Source organism: Pseudomonas sp. NPDC085632, from assembly GCF_044541255.1.
In the GTDB taxonomy this organism is placed as follows: Bacteria; Pseudomonadota; Gammaproteobacteria; order Pseudomonadales; family Pseudomonadaceae; genus Aquipseudomonas.
This window is the reverse complement of record NZ_JBITSX010000005.1, coordinates 150,775-171,044: the sequence shown is the minus strand read 5'-3', so window position 1 is coordinate 171,044 and position 20,270 is coordinate 150,775. Positions and strand designations below refer to the sequence as shown.

Annotated in this window: 24 protein-coding genes, 1 tRNA gene and 1 pseudogene; 12 read left to right on the top strand and 14 right to left on the bottom strand. The window is 55.9% G+C overall.

Annotation, left to right across the window (positions count from 1 at the left end):
- Positions 1-2 precede the first annotated feature (2 nt).
- The 4 genes from ACIF4X_RS06935 to ACIF4X_RS06920 form a co-directional block, all read right to left on the bottom strand.
- The gene (locus ACIF4X_RS06935) at positions 3-857 is read right to left on the bottom strand and encodes a hypothetical protein (RefSeq protein WP_397481511.1); all 855 of its coding nucleotides are present in this window, start codon (positions 855-857) and stop codon (positions 3-5) included.
- A 1-nt stretch (position 858) separates the two neighbouring features.
- Positions 859-2,103: a glycosyltransferase family 4 protein gene (locus ACIF4X_RS06930; RefSeq protein ID WP_397481510.1), complete on the bottom strand. Its 1,245-nt coding sequence runs from the start codon at positions 2,101-2,103 to the stop codon at positions 859-861.
- Between the two features lie 194 nt (positions 2,104-2,297).
- On the bottom strand, positions 2,298-2,705 hold the full coding sequence (locus ACIF4X_RS06925; protein WP_397481509.1) for a hypothetical protein: 408 nt from the start codon (positions 2,703-2,705) through the stop codon (positions 2,298-2,300).
- 181 nt (positions 2,706-2,886) lie between these two features.
- On the bottom strand, positions 2,887-3,138 hold the full coding sequence (locus ACIF4X_RS06920; RefSeq protein WP_397481508.1) for a hypothetical protein: 252 nt from the start codon (positions 3,136-3,138) through the stop codon (positions 2,887-2,889).
- A gap of 337 nt (positions 3,139-3,475) precedes the next feature.
- On the opposite strand from ACIF4X_RS06920, the gene ACIF4X_RS06915 reads away from it, so the two are divergent.
- The 8 genes from ACIF4X_RS06915 (at position 3,476) to ACIF4X_RS06880 (ending at position 9,862) form a co-directional block, all read left to right on the top strand.
- Positions 3,476-4,963, top strand: coding sequence for a diguanylate cyclase (locus tag ACIF4X_RS06915; protein ID WP_397481507.1), 1,488 nt, complete (start codon positions 3,476-3,478; stop codon positions 4,961-4,963).
- A complete protein-coding gene (locus ACIF4X_RS06910) occupies positions 4,956-5,186 on the top strand; it encodes a cysteine-rich CWC family protein (protein WP_397481505.1) in 231 nt (76 codons plus the stop codon). Before ACIF4X_RS06915 ends, ACIF4X_RS06910 begins: the two co-directional genes overlap by 8 nt.
- A 33-nt stretch (positions 5,187-5,219) precedes the next feature.
- Complete coding sequence (locus ACIF4X_RS06905) at positions 5,220-5,912, top strand: pseudouridine synthase (protein WP_397481504.1); 693 nt, start codon at positions 5,220-5,222, stop codon at positions 5,910-5,912.
- Between the two features lie 317 nt (positions 5,913-6,229).
- Positions 6,230-7,114 carry an alpha/beta fold hydrolase gene (locus ACIF4X_RS06900; protein ID WP_064119706.1) on the top strand — a complete coding sequence of 295 codons (885 nt, stop codon included), beginning with the start codon at positions 6,230-6,232 and terminating at the stop codon, positions 7,112-7,114.
- Between the two features lie 158 nt (positions 7,115-7,272).
- Positions 7,273-7,346: transfer RNA gene (locus ACIF4X_RS06895), tRNA-Gly, on the top strand.
- 313 nt (positions 7,347-7,659) lie between these two features.
- Complete coding sequence (locus tag ACIF4X_RS06890) at positions 7,660-7,839, top strand: type II toxin-antitoxin system HicA family toxin (RefSeq protein ID WP_397481503.1); 180 nt, start codon at positions 7,660-7,662, stop codon at positions 7,837-7,839.
- A gap of 36 nt (positions 7,840-7,875) precedes the next feature.
- Complete coding sequence (locus ACIF4X_RS06885; protein ID WP_397481502.1) at positions 7,876-8,283, top strand: type II toxin-antitoxin system HicB family antitoxin; 408 nt, start codon at positions 7,876-7,878, stop codon at positions 8,281-8,283.
- Positions 8,284-8,647: 364 nt separating this feature from the next.
- Positions 8,648-9,862, top strand: a complete 1,215-nt coding sequence (locus ACIF4X_RS06880) for an aldose 1-epimerase family protein (protein ID WP_397481500.1) — start codon at positions 8,648-8,650, stop codon at positions 9,860-9,862.
- Positions 9,863-10,080: 218 nt separating this feature from the next.
- On the opposite strand, the gene ACIF4X_RS06875 is transcribed toward ACIF4X_RS06880, so the two are convergent.
- Positions 10,081-10,443 carry a DUF6124 family protein gene (locus ACIF4X_RS06875; RefSeq protein ID WP_397481498.1) on the bottom strand — a complete coding sequence of 121 codons (363 nt, stop codon included), beginning with the start codon at positions 10,441-10,443 and terminating at the stop codon, positions 10,081-10,083.
- A 565-nt stretch (positions 10,444-11,008) separates the two neighbouring features.
- On the opposite strand from ACIF4X_RS06875, the gene ACIF4X_RS06870 reads away from it, so the two are divergent.
- Positions 11,009-11,737 carry a class I SAM-dependent methyltransferase gene (locus tag ACIF4X_RS06870; RefSeq protein ID WP_397481496.1) on the top strand — a complete coding sequence of 243 codons (729 nt, stop codon included), beginning with the start codon at positions 11,009-11,011 and terminating at the stop codon, positions 11,735-11,737.
- Between the two features lie 182 nt (positions 11,738-11,919).
- Here the strand turns inward: ACIF4X_RS06870 and tam are convergent, their stop codons facing one another.
- Together tam and ACIF4X_RS06860 are read right to left on the bottom strand one after the other, a co-directional pair.
- Positions 11,920-12,690, bottom strand: coding sequence for a trans-aconitate 2-methyltransferase (gene tam, locus ACIF4X_RS06865; protein WP_397481495.1), 771 nt, complete (start codon positions 12,688-12,690; stop codon positions 11,920-11,922).
- Positions 12,691-12,823: 133 nt separating this feature from the next.
- Positions 12,824-13,909, bottom strand: coding sequence for a type I restriction endonuclease (locus ACIF4X_RS06860; RefSeq protein ID WP_064119711.1), 1,086 nt, complete (start codon positions 13,907-13,909; stop codon positions 12,824-12,826).
- Positions 13,910-14,122: 213 nt separating this feature from the next.
- Between ACIF4X_RS06860 and ACIF4X_RS06855 the strand changes: the two genes are divergently transcribed.
- The gene (locus ACIF4X_RS06855) at positions 14,123-14,533 is read left to right on the top strand and encodes a low affinity iron permease family protein (protein ID WP_397481494.1); all 411 of its coding nucleotides are present in this window, start codon (positions 14,123-14,125) and stop codon (positions 14,531-14,533) included.
- A 45-nt stretch (positions 14,534-14,578) separates the two neighbouring features.
- Here ACIF4X_RS06855 and ACIF4X_RS06850 read toward each other — a convergent pair whose 3' ends face one another.
- From ACIF4X_RS06850 to ACIF4X_RS06820, 7 genes are all read right to left on the bottom strand, one after another.
- A complete protein-coding gene (locus ACIF4X_RS06850; RefSeq protein ID WP_397481492.1) occupies positions 14,579-15,082 on the bottom strand; it encodes a DUF4142 domain-containing protein in 504 nt (167 codons plus the stop codon).
- A 76-nt stretch (positions 15,083-15,158) separates the two neighbouring features.
- Complete coding sequence (locus ACIF4X_RS06845; RefSeq protein WP_007911485.1) at positions 15,159-15,314, bottom strand: KGG domain-containing protein; 156 nt, start codon at positions 15,312-15,314, stop codon at positions 15,159-15,161.
- A gap of 117 nt (positions 15,315-15,431) precedes the next feature.
- Entirely contained in the window at positions 15,432-16,781 is a 1,350-nt protein-coding gene (locus ACIF4X_RS06840; RefSeq protein WP_397481491.1) for a diguanylate cyclase domain-containing protein, read from the bottom strand.
- A 79-nt stretch (positions 16,782-16,860) separates the two neighbouring features.
- The gene (locus ACIF4X_RS06835) at positions 16,861-17,499 is read right to left on the bottom strand and encodes a LysE family translocator (RefSeq protein ID WP_034153111.1); all 639 of its coding nucleotides are present in this window, start codon (positions 17,497-17,499) and stop codon (positions 16,861-16,863) included.
- A 60-nt stretch (positions 17,500-17,559) separates the two neighbouring features.
- Positions 17,560-17,976 carry a fosfomycin resistance glutathione transferase gene (gene fos, locus ACIF4X_RS06830; protein ID WP_397481490.1) on the bottom strand — a complete coding sequence of 139 codons (417 nt, stop codon included), beginning with the start codon at positions 17,974-17,976 and terminating at the stop codon, positions 17,560-17,562.
- Between the two features lie 4 nt (positions 17,977-17,980).
- Positions 17,981-18,709, bottom strand: coding sequence for a hypothetical protein (locus tag ACIF4X_RS06825; RefSeq protein WP_397481489.1), 729 nt, complete (start codon positions 18,707-18,709; stop codon positions 17,981-17,983).
- A gap of 29 nt (positions 18,710-18,738) precedes the next feature.
- Positions 18,739-19,473: a hypothetical protein gene (locus tag ACIF4X_RS06820; RefSeq protein WP_397481488.1), complete on the bottom strand. Its 735-nt coding sequence runs from the start codon at positions 19,471-19,473 to the stop codon at positions 18,739-18,741.
- A 178-nt stretch (positions 19,474-19,651) separates the two neighbouring features.
- On the opposite strand from ACIF4X_RS06820, the gene ACIF4X_RS06815 reads away from it, so the two are divergent.
- Complete coding sequence (locus tag ACIF4X_RS06815) at positions 19,652-19,891, top strand: CopG family ribbon-helix-helix protein (protein WP_397481487.1); 240 nt, start codon at positions 19,652-19,654, stop codon at positions 19,889-19,891.
- A pseudogene (locus ACIF4X_RS06810) lies at positions 19,881-20,161 on the top strand (type II toxin-antitoxin system RelE/ParE family toxin). The gene ACIF4X_RS06815 and the pseudogene ACIF4X_RS06810 overlap by 11 nt, the downstream one beginning before the upstream one ends.
- Positions 20,162-20,270 lie beyond the last annotated feature (109 nt).

The following is a 20,270-nucleotide window of genomic DNA, read 5'->3' as shown; positions in this document are numbered from 1 at the left end:
CGTTACTTCCTTGTAATAACTGAGTGTGAAAGATAATCACTGAGAAACTTGAGCATCTCAGCTGCTTCGCGTAATGACGATAGACCGAGGTCTACGCTGCCGTGCCCCCCAGCAAAGTCAAAGCTATCCAGATCGACAGTGCAGAAAAAATTCAACTTGCCAAAATCCAGATTTTCCAATTCTGCTCTGCTGAGCCTTGCCAATTTTTCGTCAGTCAGTTGTTCCTCGGAAGCCGGGCGAATCAACCCGTCACAGTCTATCAACCGAGGGGTGCCATCACGCCGCGGCCAGCCAGTAATGACAAACGTTCTGACGGAATCCACATTCTTGAAATGCGGCGGCGGAGCATCCAGCCAAATCTCTAACCCCGGATAGTTCTTCAACTTCACAATCAACTCATCCGGCCAGTTGGTGTGGCGATAGCCCCGTTCATGGGGCTCGGTAGTCTCTTTTTTTGTATAAAGTCCGGCGTTCACTTTATAAAGACGCCAACTTTCAGGAGTCGGCTTTACACTCTGATCGTGGTACGACCGTATATCCGTCCCGGTCCACCAGAAATGCCCCTTGAGCGTATTGGCCAGACACGCTTTCTTATTCGCCAATTCAGGCATGCCAACATAAAACTCCGGCACCAGAGTCTTATCCACATAGCTGCCGCCCAGTATGGGCACCTGCTTCATGCTCGCCAGCTTCTTTTGACAGGCCTCTTGGTCCGCGTAATAGATTGCCATCGCCTCGACGATTTCTTCTTCACGGATATAAAAACCCACCACGCAATAACAGACATAAACAAACAAGCCGTACACCAACAACTTCTTAAAGCATTTAACCAATTGCTTGCGCGACATCCGAAGCATTTCAAATCTCCCTGCCAAACTGAGGACCAGGCAGTTTCTTGAGATGCCTTAACGTCGCGTTTTCAAACACCTCGAAATATTGTTTCGTGCTGTACTCCACATCAAATCTGCTCGCCGTCAACTTCGCAGCGCGGCGAAGGCAGTCGTACTCGTCAACGGAATCAAGAACCTTGGTAATACGTTTGGCGATACCGTGATGATCGAAGAAGTCCACCAGCATTCCATTGTGACCATCGACGATCACCTCCCTTACCGGAGCCGTATCTGACGCTACTAACACACACCCTGCCGCCATCGCCTCCAAAAACGACCAGGACAAAACAAACGGATACGTCAAATAAACATGAACCTTTGAACATTCCAGAACCGCCCGATAAGTCTGGTAAGGAAGCTTCCCTGTAAAATGAACGGCGGAATGATCGAAACTTACCTCTGCCTCCATCCTGCTGCGCCAATTTGCATAGCCAACCGGCTTACATCCATAACTGACGTCATCACCGCCAACTACGATAATCTGTGCATCGGGACACTTAGCCTGAATATGCGGGATTGCTCGCATAAAACTATGAAACCCGCGATAAGGCTCAAGATTCCTCGCGACATAAGTAACGATCGGCTGCCCAGTTCTCAGTTCGACTCCATTGGGCAACCTGACTGCCCCACCTTTCGCCAAGCAAGAACGTTGAATGACGCCCTCGTGAATAACCCGAATGGCCGGCTGATAAGCGGCAGGAAACAGACTGCGCTGCCACCGCGTAGGCGCGATGGCAATGTCACATTGTTCGAGATTCAAAAGATGCAGCGAATTGAGTATTCGCAGCCTTGATGACTCCCTTGTGGCTCGCGGGAACTCAGGGTCGAACCCAGAGTCCGCGCCCTGCGCTCGATAGTAATATTCGCAATAGTGAATAAGCGGCGTGTCAGGATAGACATCCTTGACGAAGAGCGTTTCCCCCCATCCGGGATGAGCGAGAATCACGTCTGGCCGATAACCTGACTGTTTCAGCCTGCACAGAATTTCAAAAACCTTCTGTCCATCAGTCACCGCTTGCTCGTAACGGGTCAGATAGGGGTGAATATCGCCCGGTGCTCTGCTGGCAGCGCGGTATCGATATATGTTCACCTCTGCGATACCCGGCGCCGTATCCCGACCTATCGCCAAAACCTCATAACGCCTGTCAATCGCCGCCAGCACCACGTGACGGAACTGGCCCGGAAAGTTTTGGTGAATCACAAGAAGCTTCATAGCGGCATCGTCCTTTTATTCGCCGCTATTGAACTGAGTTTTGCTCACCTCGACCGGCACGAACAAACGCTAACAAATGCAAGGAAATGAAACTGTAGGAAGCGTCTGGGAATGCCCTAGGAGATGGCTAATGGGACGATTTTTCGACGGGCATAAAAAAGCGGCGCTAATTGCGCCGCTTCATTTGCGTGGATTTACCAGCGGTTGCCACGTCCGTTGTGGTCGCCTCGCCCGCTGTGCCGGTCGTAGTTGCCACGACCGCGGTGATCGTTGTCCCAACCGCCACGACGGTGGCCGTCCCAATTGCCGCGATCATTGCCGTGCCAGCGACGGCTTTCGTAATAACGCGGGGCCGGTTGATAGTAACGTGGCGCCGGTTGGTAATAGCGCGGTTGCTGGTAGTACCGCGGGGCTGGCTGATAGTAGCGTGGTTGCGCGTAATACGTGCTGCCACCGTTGTAATACGTGCCACCCGTGTTGTAGTAGGCCGGTGCAGGTGATGTGTAGACCTCTGAGCTGTAATACGAGTCCGCGTAGGAGTACGGGACGCAACCGGCAACGGAAAACATCAACGCAGCAAGCAGAAGAATTCGTCTATACATGGCGGCCTCCTGGACCGCGGGTTGGCCACACCAGCGACGCTGGCAGGCGACAGTCATTTAATCGGTGACTGTCGAAAAATCAGACAGCGTTTTTGGCATCTGGTGCGTTCCTGCAACAAGTTGAAACAAGTGATTGATGAAACCTTGTTCATCCGCAAAAACGCAGTCATTCAGCCGCTGATTAATGGTGGCCACCGTGATATCCGCCGCCGTGATAACTCCGTCCGTAACCGCCCCGATATCCGTAGCCACCGTAGTAATAACGCGCGCCGCCGTAGTAGCGCGGACCGTAATAACCGCCGTAGTAATAAGGTGAGTAATAACCGGGAGAGTAGTAGGTGGCGGGATAAGCATCGTAGGGACCGGCGTAGTAGTAACAGCCGGAAATACCGAAAACCAGAACTGCACCGAGCAACACTTTGTGAATACGCATGGCGGCCTCCTGAAAGACCCACGGCCGCAACGGAACAGAGCAGCCGACACATATTTGACTGGTGCGGATCAATCAAGTGCCCAGCCCCGTTCGGCTTCAGATCAGCGGTGTCCGACACATTGCAAACCACTGTGGGAGCGAGCTTGCTCGCGAAGGCGGTGGATCAGCCAAATCAATGTTGAATGACATACCGCATTCGCGAGCAAGCTCGCTCCCACAGGTTCGTGTCCATCCCTCCTACGATGTGGGAACGACCATTCGTGCCGCACATGAAGCGGTTATTTCCACGCCGTGCCACTAGAATGCATGCCATCGGGCCACTGCCAACGGAAACGCCATGCCGCTTCGTTCCCCCCTGTACTCGCAACGCTCACTGGTACTGACGCTGATCGCCCTGCTCGGCGCCGGGTTCCTCGCCACGTCGTTGCTTAGCTACTACGCCTCCCGCGCATCGATCCGCGACAACATCGTCAACACCGAACTGCCGCTGACCTCCGATACGGTCTACTCGGAAATCCAGAAAGACCTGGTCCGGCCAATCCTGATTTCCTCGATGATGTCCCGCGACACTTTCATGCGCGACTGGGTGGTCAACGGTGAGCAGAATCCCGAGCAGATGACCCGCTACCTCGACGAGGTCATGACCCATTACGGCGCCTACACGGCGTTCTTCGTCTCCAACGCCAGCCACACCTACTACCACGCCAAAGGCGTACTCAAGCAGGTCAAGGTTGATGAGCCGCGCGATGCCTGGTACTTCCGCGTGCGCGACATGAAGGATCCGTACGAAATCAACGTCGATCCGGATCTGGCCAACAAGGACAACCTGACCTTCTTCATCAACTACAAGGTTTACGACTACCACAACCGCTTCATCGGCGCAGCGGGCGTCGGTCTGACCGTGGACGCAGTGATCAAGCTGATCGACAAGTATCAACAGCGCTATCAACGCAGCGTGTACTTCGTCGACACCTTCGGCCGACTGGTGTTGACCGGCGCCGACGGCGGACCTGAAAGCGCACACATCGGCCAAAGTCTGGGCGAACTCGAAAGCATGAAGAGTCTGGTCAGCCAATTGCCCAAACCGCACAGCGGCAGCTACGAGTATTCCGCTCATGGTCAGGGGCACTTCCTCAACGTGCGGTTTATTCCGGAGCTGAACTGGTATCTGTTCGTCGATAAACGCGAAGACGGCGCGCTGAGTGAAATCCGTCAGTCGCTGTACCTGAATTTGCTGATCTGCCTGCTGGTAACGCTGATTGTCCTGGCGTTGCTCAACCGCGTGATCAAGCGTTATCAAACCAAGATTCAGGCTCAGGCCACCCTCGACAGCCTCACCGAACTGCCCAATCGCCGTGGCTTCGACATTCTTGCAGCACAAGCCCTGCACGAAGCGCAACGCGAGACCAAACCGCTAACGGCGTTGCTGCTCGACCTCGATCATTTCAAGGTATTGAACGACACCTACGGGCACATGGCCGGTGATCAGGTGTTGATCGGTTTCGCTCGCGATCTGCAAAGTTGCCTTCGCCACGCCGACATTGTCTGCCGCTGGGGCGGTGAGGAATTTATCGTGTTGCTGAAGGACACCGACGGCGACACCGGTCAGAAAATTGCCGAGAAGATCCGCCTACACGTCGAACAGCACGAATATGCCTACGACGGCCACCGCCTCAATCTGACAGTGAGCATCGGCGCCACCACCCTGCAACGCGATGACACCTTGCACACCCTGCTATCGCGGGCCGATCATGCGATGTACCGAGCCAAACAAACCGGCCGCAACCGCACCTGCGTGGAAATGCCTCACTCGACTTATGCCTGATTCTGACGTTAAACCCGACCATTGCCCGGCCTGCGGCGCCCGCAACGACTGCAGCCTCGCCGACCCGCGCACCGCCGACCGCGAATGCTGGTGCTATGGCGTGAGCATCGACCCGGCCGTGCTTGAAGCGCTGCCGCCAGAACTGCGCAACCAATCCTGCCTGTGTCCGCGTTGTGCGCAGGTCGAGGTGCAACTGCAAGCGGCCAAGCGGCCGATCCCGTAAGATGCGCGCCCCTTCTTTCATCGAACACTGAACATGCGCGTCGACCGTTTCCTCAGCAACCTGCCCCGCTACAACCGTCAGCAGGCTCGCCTGTTACTGGTGGAAAAGCGCGTGCGGATTGACGGAAAAGTCGTCAGCGATCCGCACAGCGAAGTGCTGGAATTCAGTCGCGTCGAAGTCGATGACGAAGTCCTGCAAAGCGGCAAAGCGGCGCGCTATTTCATGCTGCACAAGCCGCCGGGCTGCGTCAGCGCCACTCGCGATCCGCAGCATCCGACCGTGCTCGACCTGATCGATGAGCCGGACAAGGACGACCTGCACATCGCCGGACGCCTGGACTTCAACACCACCGGCCTGATGCTGATTACCAACGACGGCGCGTGGTCACGCCGCCTGACCCAGCCGCAGACCAAACTGCCGAAGGTCTATTACGTCGAGACCGAGCAGGAGATTGGCGCGCAATATGCGAGCACTTTTGCCGAAGGCATCTACTTCGCCTTCGAGGACCTGACCACGCAACCGGCGCAGTTGGAGCTGCTCGGCCCGAAGGCTGCACGCCTGAGCATCGTCGAGGGTCGTTACCATCAGGTGAAGCGCATGTTTGGTTTCTTCAACAACAAAGTCCTGCGCCTGCACCGCGAATCGATGGGCCCGCTGCTGCTCGATAACGCGCTAAAACCGGGCGAGTACCGCGCTTTGCGCACCGAAGAGATCCATTTGTTCTAAGCCCGCGACCGCTCAGCAGAAGTTGTCGAACAATTTACCAACGGCACTTGCGCGATCCCCGCTCCCCTGCTTGAATCAGGACGTCGGCCAAATTGTGACCGACGAGTCACAACATACTTCTAAGAAACTTTTTGCCGGTCGTCAGCCCTCTGGGTTGCGCCTCAGCCGGCAGACTGCCCGCCAATAACAATACCCGTCGACCTACCGTAACGGATCGACATGGGCCAAGCAAATTCCAGGCGTATGCCTACCTGTCACAAAGCTCGTGCAATCTCTATTTGCGCGCATACCCGCTTGCTTGCCAGGAGTCTTATGACATGAGGCCAGAAATCGCTGTGCTGGATATACAGGGTCAGTATCGGGTTTACACGGAGTTCTATCGCGCAGACGCCGCAGAAAAGACCATCATCCTGGTCAACGGCTCGATGGCCACGACTGCGTCGTTTGCACAGACTGTGAAAAACCTGCACCCGCAATTCAACGTGGTCTGCTACGACCAGCCCTACGCGGGCCGGTCAAAAGCCCACAACCGCCATGAGAAACATCTGACCAAGGACGTCGAAGGGCAGATTCTGCTTGAGCTGATCGACCACTTCGCCGCCGAACACGTGCTGTCGTTCTCCTGGGGCGGCGCCGCGACCCTGGTCGCCCTCGCCCATCAGCCACGGCGCATTGAACGAGCGGTGATCAGCTCGTTCTCGCCAGTGATCAACGCGCACATGCTCGATTACCTCGAACGCGGCGTCGACTACCTCGGCCAGCGCGACGGCGACCGCGTCGGCCATCTGGTCAACAACACCATCGGCAAACACCTGCCGTCGTTGTTCAAACGCTTCAACTATCGCCACGTCAGCAGCCTCGCCGAGCACGAATACGGGCAGATGCACTTCCACATCAGCGACGTGCTGCACAGTGACCGGCAGTGCTACTTGAATGCCGCGAAAAAGATCAACGTGCCGGTGCTGTTTTTAAACGGCGAATGGGACGAATACACCGCTGCCGAAGATGCACGCCTGTTCGGCAACCACGTGGCGCAGAGCACGTTCACCACGCTGCAAGCCACCGGGCACTTTCTCGACATGGAACACAAGGCTGCCTGCCGCGACAGCCAGAACGCCTTGCTCGGCTTTCTGAAACCGGCACAGCAGACCAGCCGAACGCGTTACTCGTTTGTTCAGGATCAACATGCATTGGCTATTTGAAAGAGTGTCGTTGCGAGCGAGGCTGTGGGGTTGAGATTTTGCTTTTCTCACCGCAGTGCTCGCCCGCGATTGACCGTTTTCAGTGATTCAAAGCGTTCATGAGTAAAAGAAAAACTTCAAATCCGTGGCCGAGTCTGGTACAAAGTCAGCCGCTCTGAGCGGGTATAGTTTAATGGTAGAACAGTAGCTTCCCAAGCTTCCGACGAGGGTTCGATTCCCTCTACCCGCTCCACTCGAATTTTGTCTCACGTTGTGTTTTTTGACGGGGGATGCAGGAACAGAAAAAACCGGCCTATAAAGCCGGTTTTTTTGTGCCCTGGATTTGAGTTTGGCCACTTGGGCAGCGCAGAACCCTTCAGAAACACACCGCCACATGAACATAAGCAAAACCCGGTAACACACCCACCTCACCATCGCTTCTGCCTTACCTAGTCTGCGGTAAGCGACCCCGCCCGTCAGAGGACGACGACCGTCCGGTGGTTATAGTGTTGATCATAAAAGCTCAATAGGTATAGTACCCACCAAGCACACCACAGGGAGGTGTTGTGAATAGCCGTTTTTTAATCAGCCAACTCGTCGCAGACGGTTGGTATCTGGTACGGATCAAAGGAAGTCACCATCACTTCAAGCATCCGACTAAACCAGGACTGGTCACCGTGCCACATCCGAAAAAGGATCTGCTGAAGAAAACGGCCATCAGTATTTTGCAGCAGGCGCTGCTTTGACTCTCTGAGTCAGTTGCGCCATGGAGGACAACGAATATGCTCTACCCGATTGCGATTTCAATTGGCGATGACCAACACGCCTGGGGCGTAGAAGTCCCGGACATTCCTGGATGCTTTTCCGCCGGAGAGGATCTGGACGATGCCGTCGCCATGGCTCGCGCAGCCATCGAAGGTCAGTTCGAGATTCTGGCGGACGACGGCGCTCCCATTCCAGCGGCCAGCAAACTGAGCCTGCACGTGGCCAACCCGAAATACGCCGGTTGTGCATGGGCCGTGGTGGATATCGATGTGCTCAAGTATTTGGGCAAAGCCCAGAAGCTCAACATCACCCTGCCGGGCCACTTGCTCAATCGCATTGATGAGTATGTGTTGCATCACCCGGAAGAGAAAAGCCGTTCCGGGTTTCTGGCTTCGGCAGCGTTGAAGGTATTGCAGCAGGGTTGAATCCTGAACCTTGGAAAGCAGCGAATGCAGGCGCATCCCGAAATGATGGGATGCCGAAGATCCATCTGCGAGCACCCCTTCGGCAACCTTGAGCAGCGGTTATTTGGTAACGCTCGCTTCTTGCTGCGACAGCTTTAAGGCACGAGGGCTGAGAGGCCCTTTTTCGTCTGCGGCGAGCACAAAAGCGTGTTTTCACACAGCCTGTATCGAGCCGGTTTTTTGTGTCCGGGATTTGAGGTGAGTCGTTTGGTAAACGCGGAACCTTTCAGGAACACGATACACCAGCGTCGCGTCGCCATTTAAGCTTGCTGAAACGTTTCACCCAGTTTATAAAAAGCGCACAACTCCAAGAAAGGCTGATGCCATGACCCCGCTCAAACTCGTTGTTGCCCTCGGCGCACTGTCCGCTGCCTCCCACGCCATGGCCTGGGATTACGTTCTGCTCGACACCGACAAAGCCGCCCAGAACTGGCAGATCACCAGCCAGCAACTCGGCATAAAAACCGATAAACCCTTCAACGTTACTTTGCGTACCTTGCACGGCGGTCGGCAGGAGGGCGTCAGCATTGTCGACATCGATAACGGTACGATGAAACTCTCGGTAGTGCCGACACGGGGAATGAATGTCTTGCAGGCCTCGGTCGGCAATGTGCGCATGGGCTGGGATTCGCCGGTCAAGGAAGTGGTCAATCCGTCCTTCATCGAACTCAATGGCCGCAGTGGTTTGGGCTGGCTGGAAGGTTTCAATGAACTGATCACCCGCTGCGGATACGAATGGGTCGGCCACCCCGGAGTCGACAACGGCGAACTGCTCACCCTGCACGGTCGAGCCGCCAACATTCCCGCAAACAAAGTCACCCTGCACATCGATGAAACACCACCCTACGCCATCACCCTGCGCGGTGAACTGAAAGAGCAGGCGTTCAAGAAGGTCGACTTCTCCGTCGCGACGGAACTGGTTACCGAACCCGGCAGCGTAGTGTTCGCCCTCAACGACACCCTGACCAACAACGGCGACTATCCGAAGGAATACCAGGCGCTGTATCACAGTAACTTCAGCACCCCGTTCCTGGAGCAGGGCGCTCGTTTCGCCGCGCCGGTGAAGCAAGTGTCGCCGTTCAACGACAAGGCCAAGGGCGATCTGCCCGAATGGCAAACCTACCGCGCACCGACCAAGGACTACGACGAAACGGTTTACAACGTGGTGCCGTATGCCGATGCGAAGGGCGATACGTTGACCGTGTTGCATAACAAGGCCGGCAGCCTGGGCGTTTCGGTTGGCTTCAATACGCAGACACTGCCGGTGTTTTCCCTGTGGAAAAACACCGATACCCAAGGCCAGGGCTATGTCACGGGGCTGGAACCGGGGACAAGTTTTTCCTACAACCGCCGTTATCAGCGGCCACTGAACCTGGTGCCAACAATTGGGCCGAAGGAACACAAGCAGTTCCGCATCAGCTACAGCTTGTTGGCGGACAAGGCGGCGGTGGATAAGGCCTTGAAGCAGGTGAGCGAGATTCAGGGGGGGCGCGAGACGGAGGTGCGGCAGACGCCGTTGGTTGATCTGACCAAGGGGTGACACCGGCCAAGGCATTGTCGGCCGATGGGCTACCTGCTGGAGCGCATCGATCTTCACGTGCACCCTCATCCGGAAGAGAAGAATCGTTCGGCGTTTTTGACTTCGGCGGCGTTGCGGATGTTGGCGCCCTGAATCGCGAATGTCTGTAGGCGCAACTACAAGAAACCGGCCTTCAGAGCCGGTTTTTTTGTGTCTGCTACAAATCGACCACTTTGCGATTACTCACCCGGCACGACCTTATCAAGGGCCTGATTCACCGCCAATTCGCCCAACATCACAACCTGCGCGATACCGAGTGCGGTCTTGCGGTGTGAGGTATCCAGCAACGCAGCGAAATTGTTGAGCATGGTGGTGGCAGAGCCGAGTGTTTCGCTGGCGTTGGCCAGCAGGGATTCGGTGTCGTATTTCGGGTTGGCGAGGTACATCGGCTCGGGTTCGTGGGTGGACCCCATGATCTGCGCGGTCGGGCTGAGGTAGTGGTCGAGGGCGCGTTCGGCGGCTTCGTGGAATTTCTTTGAGTTGGGTGATTCGTAGGGGGATGCCGGATCGGTTTCCGGCGGATTGGGCGTAACTTTGAACATTTGGTGTATTCCAAAATAGGGCTACGACCATTCCGCTGCTACACGAAAGGGTGGCGGCTGTACGCAAGTTAGCAGACCGGGCGAATCCACCAAAATCCCGGCGCACCCGAGGGTGCCATGCGCACAGCCACCATTAAGCACAGGAGAACCAGGCTAAATGACGCTTGTACGATTTGGTGGAAACGCGTGGCTGCTAAACCCGATCACTGGAAATCAGTGACGCGAACCAAGTTACCGACTGCCCCAAAGGCGCACAAGCCGGCGGATTCTGGCGTAGCGGTAGGCAACGGCGCAAGGATTTGTAGGCTTCAGGACGTAACACCGAACACTTATAAACACTGGCCACCGAATGCGTTTAAGCAGCCAAAAACCTTGCAGCATTTTCTGACATTACAGATCCACAACACTCCACCGGTATTCACTTCCCAACTGACCGACTAGCATTTCCCCATCTCCCACCACCCTCCCCCTGCGCGGCCATCGACGAATACGCGCCATCACTTTCGAGGGATTCCAATCGCGGCCACTTTGCCGCTGACGATCGAACTCAAAAGAGCACTTCACCATGACGCAAAACATTTACGACGATCCCGGATTCTTTCAGGGCTACAGCCAGATGAACCGCTCCATCGGCGGCCTCGACGCGGCGCCGGAGTGGCCAGCGCTCAAGGCGCTGTTGCCATCCATGCATGGCTTGAACGTGGTGGATCTGGGCTGCGGTTATGGCTGGTTCAGCCGTTGGGCCATTGAGAAGGGTGCGGCGAGCGTACTGGGGCTGGATGTCTCGGAGAAGATGCTGGAGCGGGCGCGGGCATCTACGACGGCGGCGAACATTCGTTATGAGCGCGGCGATCTGGAACAGCTCGACCTGCCCGCCTGCAGTTTTGATCTGGCTTACAGCTCACTGGCGCTGCATTACATCAAGGATTTGCCGGGGCTGTTTGCTCACCTGTACGCGGCACTGAAACCGGGTTCGCATTTTGTGTTTTCCATTGAGCATCCAATCTTTATGGCGCCGCGTAATCCGGGTTGGCTGGTGGACAGTGAAGGTAATAAGCGTTGGCCGCTGGACAGCTATCAGTTGGAGGGTGAGCGGGTTACGAACTGGTTGGCCGAGGGTGTGATCAAGCAGCATCGTACGGTCGGGACATTGCTCAATTCGCTTATCGATGCGGGCTTCACGATTCGACATGTCAATGAATGGGGGCCGAGTGACGCTGAAGTGACGGCGCAACCTGCGCTGGCGGAAGAGCGGGAGCGGCCGATGATGATGTTGGTGGCGGTGCAGCGTTGAGCGGGTTTACAACTTGAAGAGCCCCTCACCCTAGCCCTCTCCCAAAGGGAGAGGGGACTGACCGAGTTGTTCTCCAGGGTTACGCCGACCTGAAATATCGAGCTGAACTCCGGTTTCGGATACAACACCGGTCGGCTCCCTCTCCCTAGGGAAAGGGCTGCGGTGAGGGGGCCCAATTTTTCTCAGCGAGTCGCGACGATAAATAACCGTGGAAATGGCAACAGCACCGAGCCATCCGCCAAGGCCGGATAAGCCTTCTCAACCTCCGCTAGATATTGCTCCAGGTACTGCGCCTTTTCCGCCTCGGTCAGCGGATTCAAAAACGGAATCAACCCGCTGCCCTTGAACCACTCCACCACCCCCGCCGCCCCGCCTGATAGCTGATGGTGATAGGTGGTGCGCCACACATCGACCCGCGCACAATGTGGCCGCAGCATCGAGAAATAATCGCCGGCGCTCGCCATGTCGGTACGCTGGCCCGCTGCACCCGCGAGTTTACTGGCCCAAGGGCCATTCGCGGCGACTTCACGCATCAAACGGTGGGAAGGTTCATTGAGGTTGTCCGGCATCTGGATCGCCAGGCTGCCACCGGCAGACAGTTTGCCTGCCAGTGCCGGCAGCAACGTCGCGTGATCCGGCACCCACTGCAGCACGGCGTTGGCGAAGATCACATCGAACGGGCCTTCATCCGCCCATTTATCAATCTCCGCCACGTCGAACCGCAAATCCGGCAAGCGCTTGCGTGCTGCATCGATCATGTCCGCCGAACTGTCCAGCCCGCTGACTTTCGCCCCGGGAAAACGCTGCACCAGCAACTCCGTCGAGTTACCGGGACCACAACCGATATCGACCACGGTTAGCGCGTCAGACGTGGGAATCGCCGCCAGCAGATCGCGGGCCGGGCGGGTGCGTTCATCTTCGAAAGCGACGTATTGTTTGGCGGACCAACTCATTGCGTTCTCCTGTCGGGGACATTTCAGCGGTTCGTCACGATACAGGCAGCGCCGCCGGCAGTTCCAGAGCGAGACGTTGCAAAGAGTGTCTTCATAGTTTTAAAAAAACCGGCCTTCAAGGCCGGTTCCGTTATCAGTCGTAATAGCCGACCGTTTTTTTCAGATGATCCGAATATTCGTAAATGTCATCAACAGAACTGATCGCATGACGGGTCTCATTTTTTTCTTCATCAAAAATACCAATGTATTTCTGCGACCGATTGAAATGCAGTCGGCAGATTGGTTTTCGATTGTTGTCATCCAGGAGAATCCCAAAGTAACTCTGCGTATCACGTTGAACGATTCGCTTGGCATCGACCACCGATCGAACCAGCGCACGAACGATGTGATAACCCTCTAGTTCTTCAAGAGTGGTCAGTACCTTGTCATCTGATTCATCACGTGGGTCCACTGGATCAGTTCCGGTGGAAGCTGATGGCAACGACGCCAACGCAGGTTGAATCGCACCACTCATTGCCGATTTGAGTCGGTCATTGATCTGGTCATTCAAAAATTGCACAACGGCTTTTCTGGTCAGTTCATGGAACTGCTCACGTACCTTTTGTGTGATCACGCCGTCATAAACACGAGATGCAAACACCTTCACAAAATCATCATCGGGTTTACTGACCTGCGCGGCGATCACCTTCTTGATTTGACTGACATATTTCAGTTCGCCAGCGGCGCTGATGATTGAGTCAACGTCAAAAGCCGATTTCGTCAGTTTGATCAGTTCTGGAACCGAATATTCATCGATATCGAGAAGGTCCAGCTCCAGAAATGGTTTTTCATCCATCTTGTTCGGCGCATCCAGGTCGGTAAAAAACTTGTAGACCTGACCGTTGGTGAGGATGGAAATTCGAGCGCTGGTGACGTGAAAGTAACGAAATAACTGGGAGGCATGATTGATATGCAAAGGCTCACCAATTTTTTTGCACTCAATCAAAATCTGTACTTCGCCATCCTTCATGATGGCGTAATCAATTTTCTCGCCCTTCTTCGTACCGATGTCACAGACAAACTCAGGCGTCACCTCGGTCGGGTCAAACACGTCGTAGCCCAGAACCGTGCTAATAAATGGCATGACGAACGCATTTTTTGTTGCTTCTTCCGTCTGGATTGCGGCGCTCTGCAATCGAACTTTGGCGGCTAGGCTGGCTAACTTTTCGAAGAATTCCATGAGTGGCCTCTTGCGTGATGTCTATCCGTGTATTGAGCTAATGGCAATTTGATCGCCACTTGATACTAGCCACAAACCCGCACAATGAAAGTTTCGCTATCACGCGGTCTCGGCGCGGCTTTGTTTTTGTCGAAGAGGCACTGATGTAAGTAGAATTTTCACAACGCCGCCAATGTCTGAATTTCATGCACCCACCCAATAAGGAACATGGCCATGAAATTCGCAAAGATTTCCCAGAAGCTCGCTCTATGGGCCGGTAGCCCGAAGACCTTCATGGGCGCATTGATCCTGATCGGCTTGTGGGGCTTGAGCGGGCCGATTTTCCATTACAACGACACCTGGCAACTGATCATCAACACCTCGACCACGATCATCACCTTCCTGATGGTCTTCCTGATCCAGAACACGCAGAACCGCGACACCGACATTCTTCATTTGAAGATCGATGAATTGCTCTTGGTAACGAAAGAGGCGCAGAACGCGATGCTCGGGCTGGAGGCGCTGGATCTGAAGCAACTGGAAGCGTTGCGCAGGCACTACCGTTCGCTGGGCGAGGGGGAGGTTTTCAATCTTGAGGGGCTGGGCGAGAAGAGCAAGTCGAAGCAGGATTTGAATGAATGCTGAAATGCAAGAGACCGCCGCCCACGGCAGCGGTTTCTTGAATCTTGATTAACGGCTGGCTTGCAGCTGGCGGGCCTTCTCCAGATGGCTTTGCAGCTTCGGCAGTGTCTCGTCGGCAAACGCCTTGATCTCCGGCACGTCAGTAGTCTGTGCTTCCTGCTGAATCTGCTCGATGGCCTCCTCAGTGGCTTTGACCTGACTGGCAGCGTAAGCCTGATCGAAGGATGCGCCGTCGGTCACTTGCGGCATCAATTCTTTTGCCTTGTCGGCCAATTCTTCACGCGGCGCAACCGGCAGGTCGAGCTTCTTGGCAATTTTCGCCAGATGCTGATTGGCCGTGGTGCGGTCGTTGATGACGATGATGGTGTAGTCCTTGACCTCTTTGGATTCGGCTTTGCTGTGGGCCAGACGACTGGCCTCGATGTCGGCCATGCCTTTGGCCGAGGCATCGTTGATGAAATCGGCGGGCGACTGGGCAAAAGCGCTGCTGGCACACAGGCCCAACAATGATGCAAAACTCATGGTGCATATACGGGTGGCCATCCGGCTCATGGTCGCGCCCTCCTTACTTGCGAAATTCAAGCGGGAGCTTACGCCCCCGCCTCTCAATCAAAACTACCTTCACCGACTACTTCGATTTCTGAGCAGGCTTGCGGCCCATGTCTGGCTTTGGCTCTTTGTCGACAGTCGTTGTGGTGGTTTTCCCACCCTTGCGACCCGCTTCAGAAGCCTTGGTTCGATCGTTGGCGAAGTTTCCCGAGTTCGAGTTTCTTGAGTTAGGCATGATTCTCTACCTCTTGGTAATGATCGTGGCGGGCAGGTGCCCACCTAAGATTGAGAATTTTCTGGCCAACAAAGGTTTAGAAAAGTTGCAGTTGCCGCGACGAACGGCGCGGATTTATCAGCTGTTGAGTGCGTGATGGTTCAAGCGTTTGGCGGCGTACATTGCCTGATCGGCATGGCGAAACAGTTGCTGCTCCTCACTGCCGTGCTCAGGGTAGCGGGCCACGCCGATGCTCGGTTCGATGTGCAGGTTGTGGCCATCAAGGCGCATCGGTTGCACCAGGACCTGTCGGATTTTTTCCGCCACGCCGTCAGCGTCTTCCGAGGCCTGAACGCTGTGCAGCAGCACAACAAATTCATCGCCGCCGATTCTGGCCACGGTGTCGGTTTCCCGCACACAGCCTTTTAGGCGGTTGGCCACGGTTTGCAGGAGCATGTCGCCAACGGCATGGCCAAAAGTGTCGTTGACCTGTTTGAAGCGATCCAGATCGACATACAACAGAGCCAGGTGCCCGGATTGCTCGCGAGCGCCGGCCAACGCGGCCTTCAAGCGATCGCGCAGCAGTTCACGATTGGGCAATTGCGTGAGTTGATCGTACTGCGCCATGCGCCGCAGGCGGGCGTGCAATTGCTGACGCTCGATGGCCGTGGCGACCTGGGCGCAGACGTATTGCAGCAGTTCCTTGTCTTGCTCGGTGTAGCGCTCGCCGCCGGGCAGGCTTTTGACGATCAAGGCACCGATGGTGCCGTTTTTCGAGTTCAACGGCACACCGAGCCAGCAAGGCGCGTTCTGCCCTGCCACCAGTTCGGCGAAACCCGCTGGAGCATCAGGACTGTCGGGCGTCAGAAGAATCGGTTGACCGCTGCGAATGACTTCCGTGCACAGGCGTCCGGTGACGGTGCCGGGCTGTTCGGGCTGCAATTCGTGATCGTCGACGTGATACGGAAAGTTCAGTTGTGCGCAGTGCTCGTCGTAAAGCGCCACGGAGAAATTCATTGCTGGTAGCCATTCGCCGATGATCAGGTGAATACGCTTGAACAGCGCCAGCAGATCTTCCGCCGCATGGGCCGCTTCGGATATCGCATAGAGCGCAGCCTGCCGCGATTCAGCCTGTTTGCGCTCGGTGATGTCGCGCGCCACGGCGATGCGCAACTGATCGACTTCCGACCAGCGCGCCGACCAGAGGATATGCACGACGCTGCCGTCCTTGCGCAGGTAACGGTTTTCGAAGTTGAGTTTGGGCTCGCCGCCCATGATTTCGTTGGCGGCGGCGAGGGTGCGCTGACGATCCGCCGGGTGCACCAGCTCGATCATTTGCCGACCGATCAATTCTTCAGGCGAATAGCCGAAAACCCGTTCGCAGGCGGCGCTGACAAAAACGAAGCGGCCTTGCTTGTCGACCGCACAAACGGCGTCCAGCAACAGGTCGATAAAGCTCGCCAACGGCGCGGAATTTCGGCTTTCCATGGTTCAGCGTGGGTGTCCGGGCAATGCAGCACTGATCAACCGTCCCTGACCTTGTGATTGCGCCTCCCTGCACACATTTTCAAGCCTTGTTCGGCATCAGACCCGGCAGCGCATGCACCAGCGCGTTGATGGCAAAACCGATAAACATCACGCCGCACAAGCGGGTAATCAGCAACTCATGACGCTGATACAGCGTGCGTACCCGTTGCGCGCCGACCACGCCAATCAGAATAGCGTAGGCCAGCAGGCCGCCGAGGAAACTCAGGGCAATCAGCGCCGGTAACATCGACCAATTGAGCAGTTCGGCACGGCTCGACAGCAGCGCGGTGAACGTTGCGACTGCCACCGGATAGGCCTTGGGATTGGTCAGCCCGAACAGAATGCCGTGCCAGAAGGGTTTGCGCGCCGCGCCCTGCGGTTCGTCACCATTGCGACGCTGGGCCCGTACCGCGCGCCAACCAAGCCAGAACAGATACAGGCCACTGAGCACACCGAGCACATCAAACGCGGTGCTGCCGATTTCCCGGGCCCCAACAATGGCGATCAGCGCCGTGCTGCACCAGACCACATCGCCGAGCAGATGCCCGCACAGGAACCCCGCCCCGGCCCGCCGCCCGTGGGCTGCACCGATGCCGAACACCGCCAGTACACCCGGCCCGGGCGTAATGCCATAAATGAAACCCGAGGCCAGCACGGCCATTAGCAACGATGGAGTCATGGAAAACCTGCAAGCGCCAGAACACGTGGCCGCCAGTCTATATCAGCCGATTGCGCGTGTTCACTGCTGGTCGTAAAAACGCATGCCGGCGTACGGTTTTTGTCGACAGGCTGCCAGTCGTGAAGCGAGATCGCCGACATGGGCTTCGAGTTTGTGGCCGTCGGGATCGAGAAAGTAGAACGACGCACCTTCGCTGCGGTTGTCGCGCCATTCCTGCACATTCGCGGCTTTTAGCTTCTGCACAAAACCTGCGAAATCGGTGGCACTGAGGCTGAACGCGTAATGGGTGTAATCGACGCACGGTTCGCTTGAGCGCAGCGGATCAAGCGACAGACACAACCACAGTCCCGGCAGCGACAGGTAGGCACCGGCGTCCCACGTCGCTTCGACACGCAAATGCAGCACATCACGGTAGAACGCCAGACTTCGCTGCAAATCGCTGACCGCAAGGGTCAAGTGGTTGAGGCCGGTGAGCATTGGGTCAGTAACCTCTGAGGTCTTCGGGGACGGTGTATTGTTCGCCGTCGTAGGTCAGGGTGACGCGAGTTTTCTTCATCTCGATAGTTTTCGAGATGCACTTCTTATCAGACAAGAAGGATTTGTAAATTGAACCAGTCGAGCTGACGATCAGATCGGCGAATCCATGGTGGCTCGTCGGGCCGATATCGATAGTTCTGCGGATTTGCGTGTCCTCGGTTCCGCACTCATCCGTCCCTTCGCCGAACTCCTTGCGAATCACCAAGCCTTCCAGCACAGGGCGCAATTTGTTGCCCTCCCGCACATACAACGCCAAATCGGTTTTTGCGTAAGGATTGGCTCTGGAGCCATGACTGGCGAATTTCGAACGCAATCCGAATGCACGGATATCTGCTGCCAATCGGTAGCGGGCCGTATCGATTGTCAGATCGTCGAAACTGATGGCATCGGAATTGTAGGCACCCGGCTTGGCATAGGTAGCGAGACTCTTGCCGCTTGTCGAACTGACGAGCGCCAGTTCCAGATCGAACGTCCCCATCTCATCATCGCCCGAATCCGAGAGAAATGAAGATTTCGCCGCAATCGACTGGTCGTTGTACGCCGGCCACGCTTTGCAGCGCGAAAGGGAATGGCCGTCGAACTTCTTCACTTCGCAAGCGGCCTGGGCTTCAGCGGCCATCGTTAAAAGGCCCATCGCGATGAAAGAGCCCAGCAATGTAGTACGCGAGAACATTATTCTTCCTTGAGTAAAAGACATCAGTCTTAGAGGCCTTTGAAATCTTCAGGCATTACGTAGTTTTTGCCGTCATAGCGAAGTGTCGTCAAGACCGGTTTTTGCGTGACGGTATTGGATACACACGCCTCGCCTTCGCCCTGGCCAACGGTCGAGCTACGGATCGTCTTGATGATCAGGTCGGCAAAGCCATGGCTGCTGGTCTTGGCCAACGCCACGGTTCGCGTAGTCTCGTAGCGCTCTCCCGCACAATTGCCATCCCACTCCCCGCCATATTCATAAACCACCAGTCTGTCCATTACCGGACGCAACGCGTTGCCCTCTTTCACATAAAGCGACAACCAGGTTTCATCCAGAGGATTCACGCGCGAAGAGCCTTTGAACCGTACTCGCACGCCAAAGGCCTGCAATTGCGGCGCGAGCTTATAGCGGGCGGTATCGAATTTCAGTTCGTCCAGCGCGATGGCATCCACAGAGAATGCCGAGGGCTGATAAAAGCTCGCTAACGGCTGCGAGTCTGCGCTCGCCACCAAGGCCAAACGCAGATCGTAAAGCCCTATAGTCTCTGACGCGCCATACACCGGATCGGGCGAGAAATGGGCGGCCGCGGTGAGCGTCAACCCTGGATACGCCGGCCAATCCTTGCAGAGGGAAAAATCCATCTCCTGCGCCGTTGGCGCCGGCGTGCAATCGGCCAATGCCTGCCCCGCCAGCAACCACCCGCACAATGCCGCACAACCGATCCAGCCAGACTTCACTGTCACTTCTCGCTCCTTGAGCACTTTTTCAGTCGCGCACTATCCCTTGCTGTATCGACCCTTTCAACCGAATCATCAACACAACAAAACGTATTTCGCCTTACCCTGAAGACGAATAGAACTGACCCCCTCTCCGTATTACGCTGTAGTGTCACGTGTTACACGTCACTACACCGAGCTATCCATGTCCCTTATGTCACTGCGTATCCCAGACGAAATTGCTGAAACCCTCGCCAATCTTGCCAAAGCGACCGGTCGCACCAAGTCTTACCTGGTGGTGGATGCATTACGTGTGTATCTGGCGCGGGAGGCCTGGCAAGTCGAAGAAATCCAGAAGGCACTGAAAGAAGCCGACGCTGATGACTTCGCTTCTGATGAGGATGTCAGGGGCATCGCGCAAAAATGGAAAGCCAATGCGAGTTGAGTGGCTGAAACTGCGTTAAAAAATCTCGATAATAACTGCCTACATCGCTCTCGATAATCCCGAGGCTGCTTCAGAGTTTGTTCAGGCAATTCTCGCCAACGTTGATCACCTCACTCGATTTCCCTCTTCGGGTCGCGAAGGCCGCCTTCCGGGTACTCGAGAGTGGGTTGTTCCTGATCGGCCCTATTTGATTCCTTATCGCATTGTCAAAGCCGATTACAGGTTTTGCGTATTTTCCATACCCGTCGGCTCCCACCCAAGGCGTGGTAGTAGCGACTTATGAGATTCGCGCAATCCCCTCCTCAATCGTCCGATTCAACCCGTTCAACGCCTGATCGCCACCCCGACGCTTGTGCCACGGCGGGATGTTTGAGAAGAA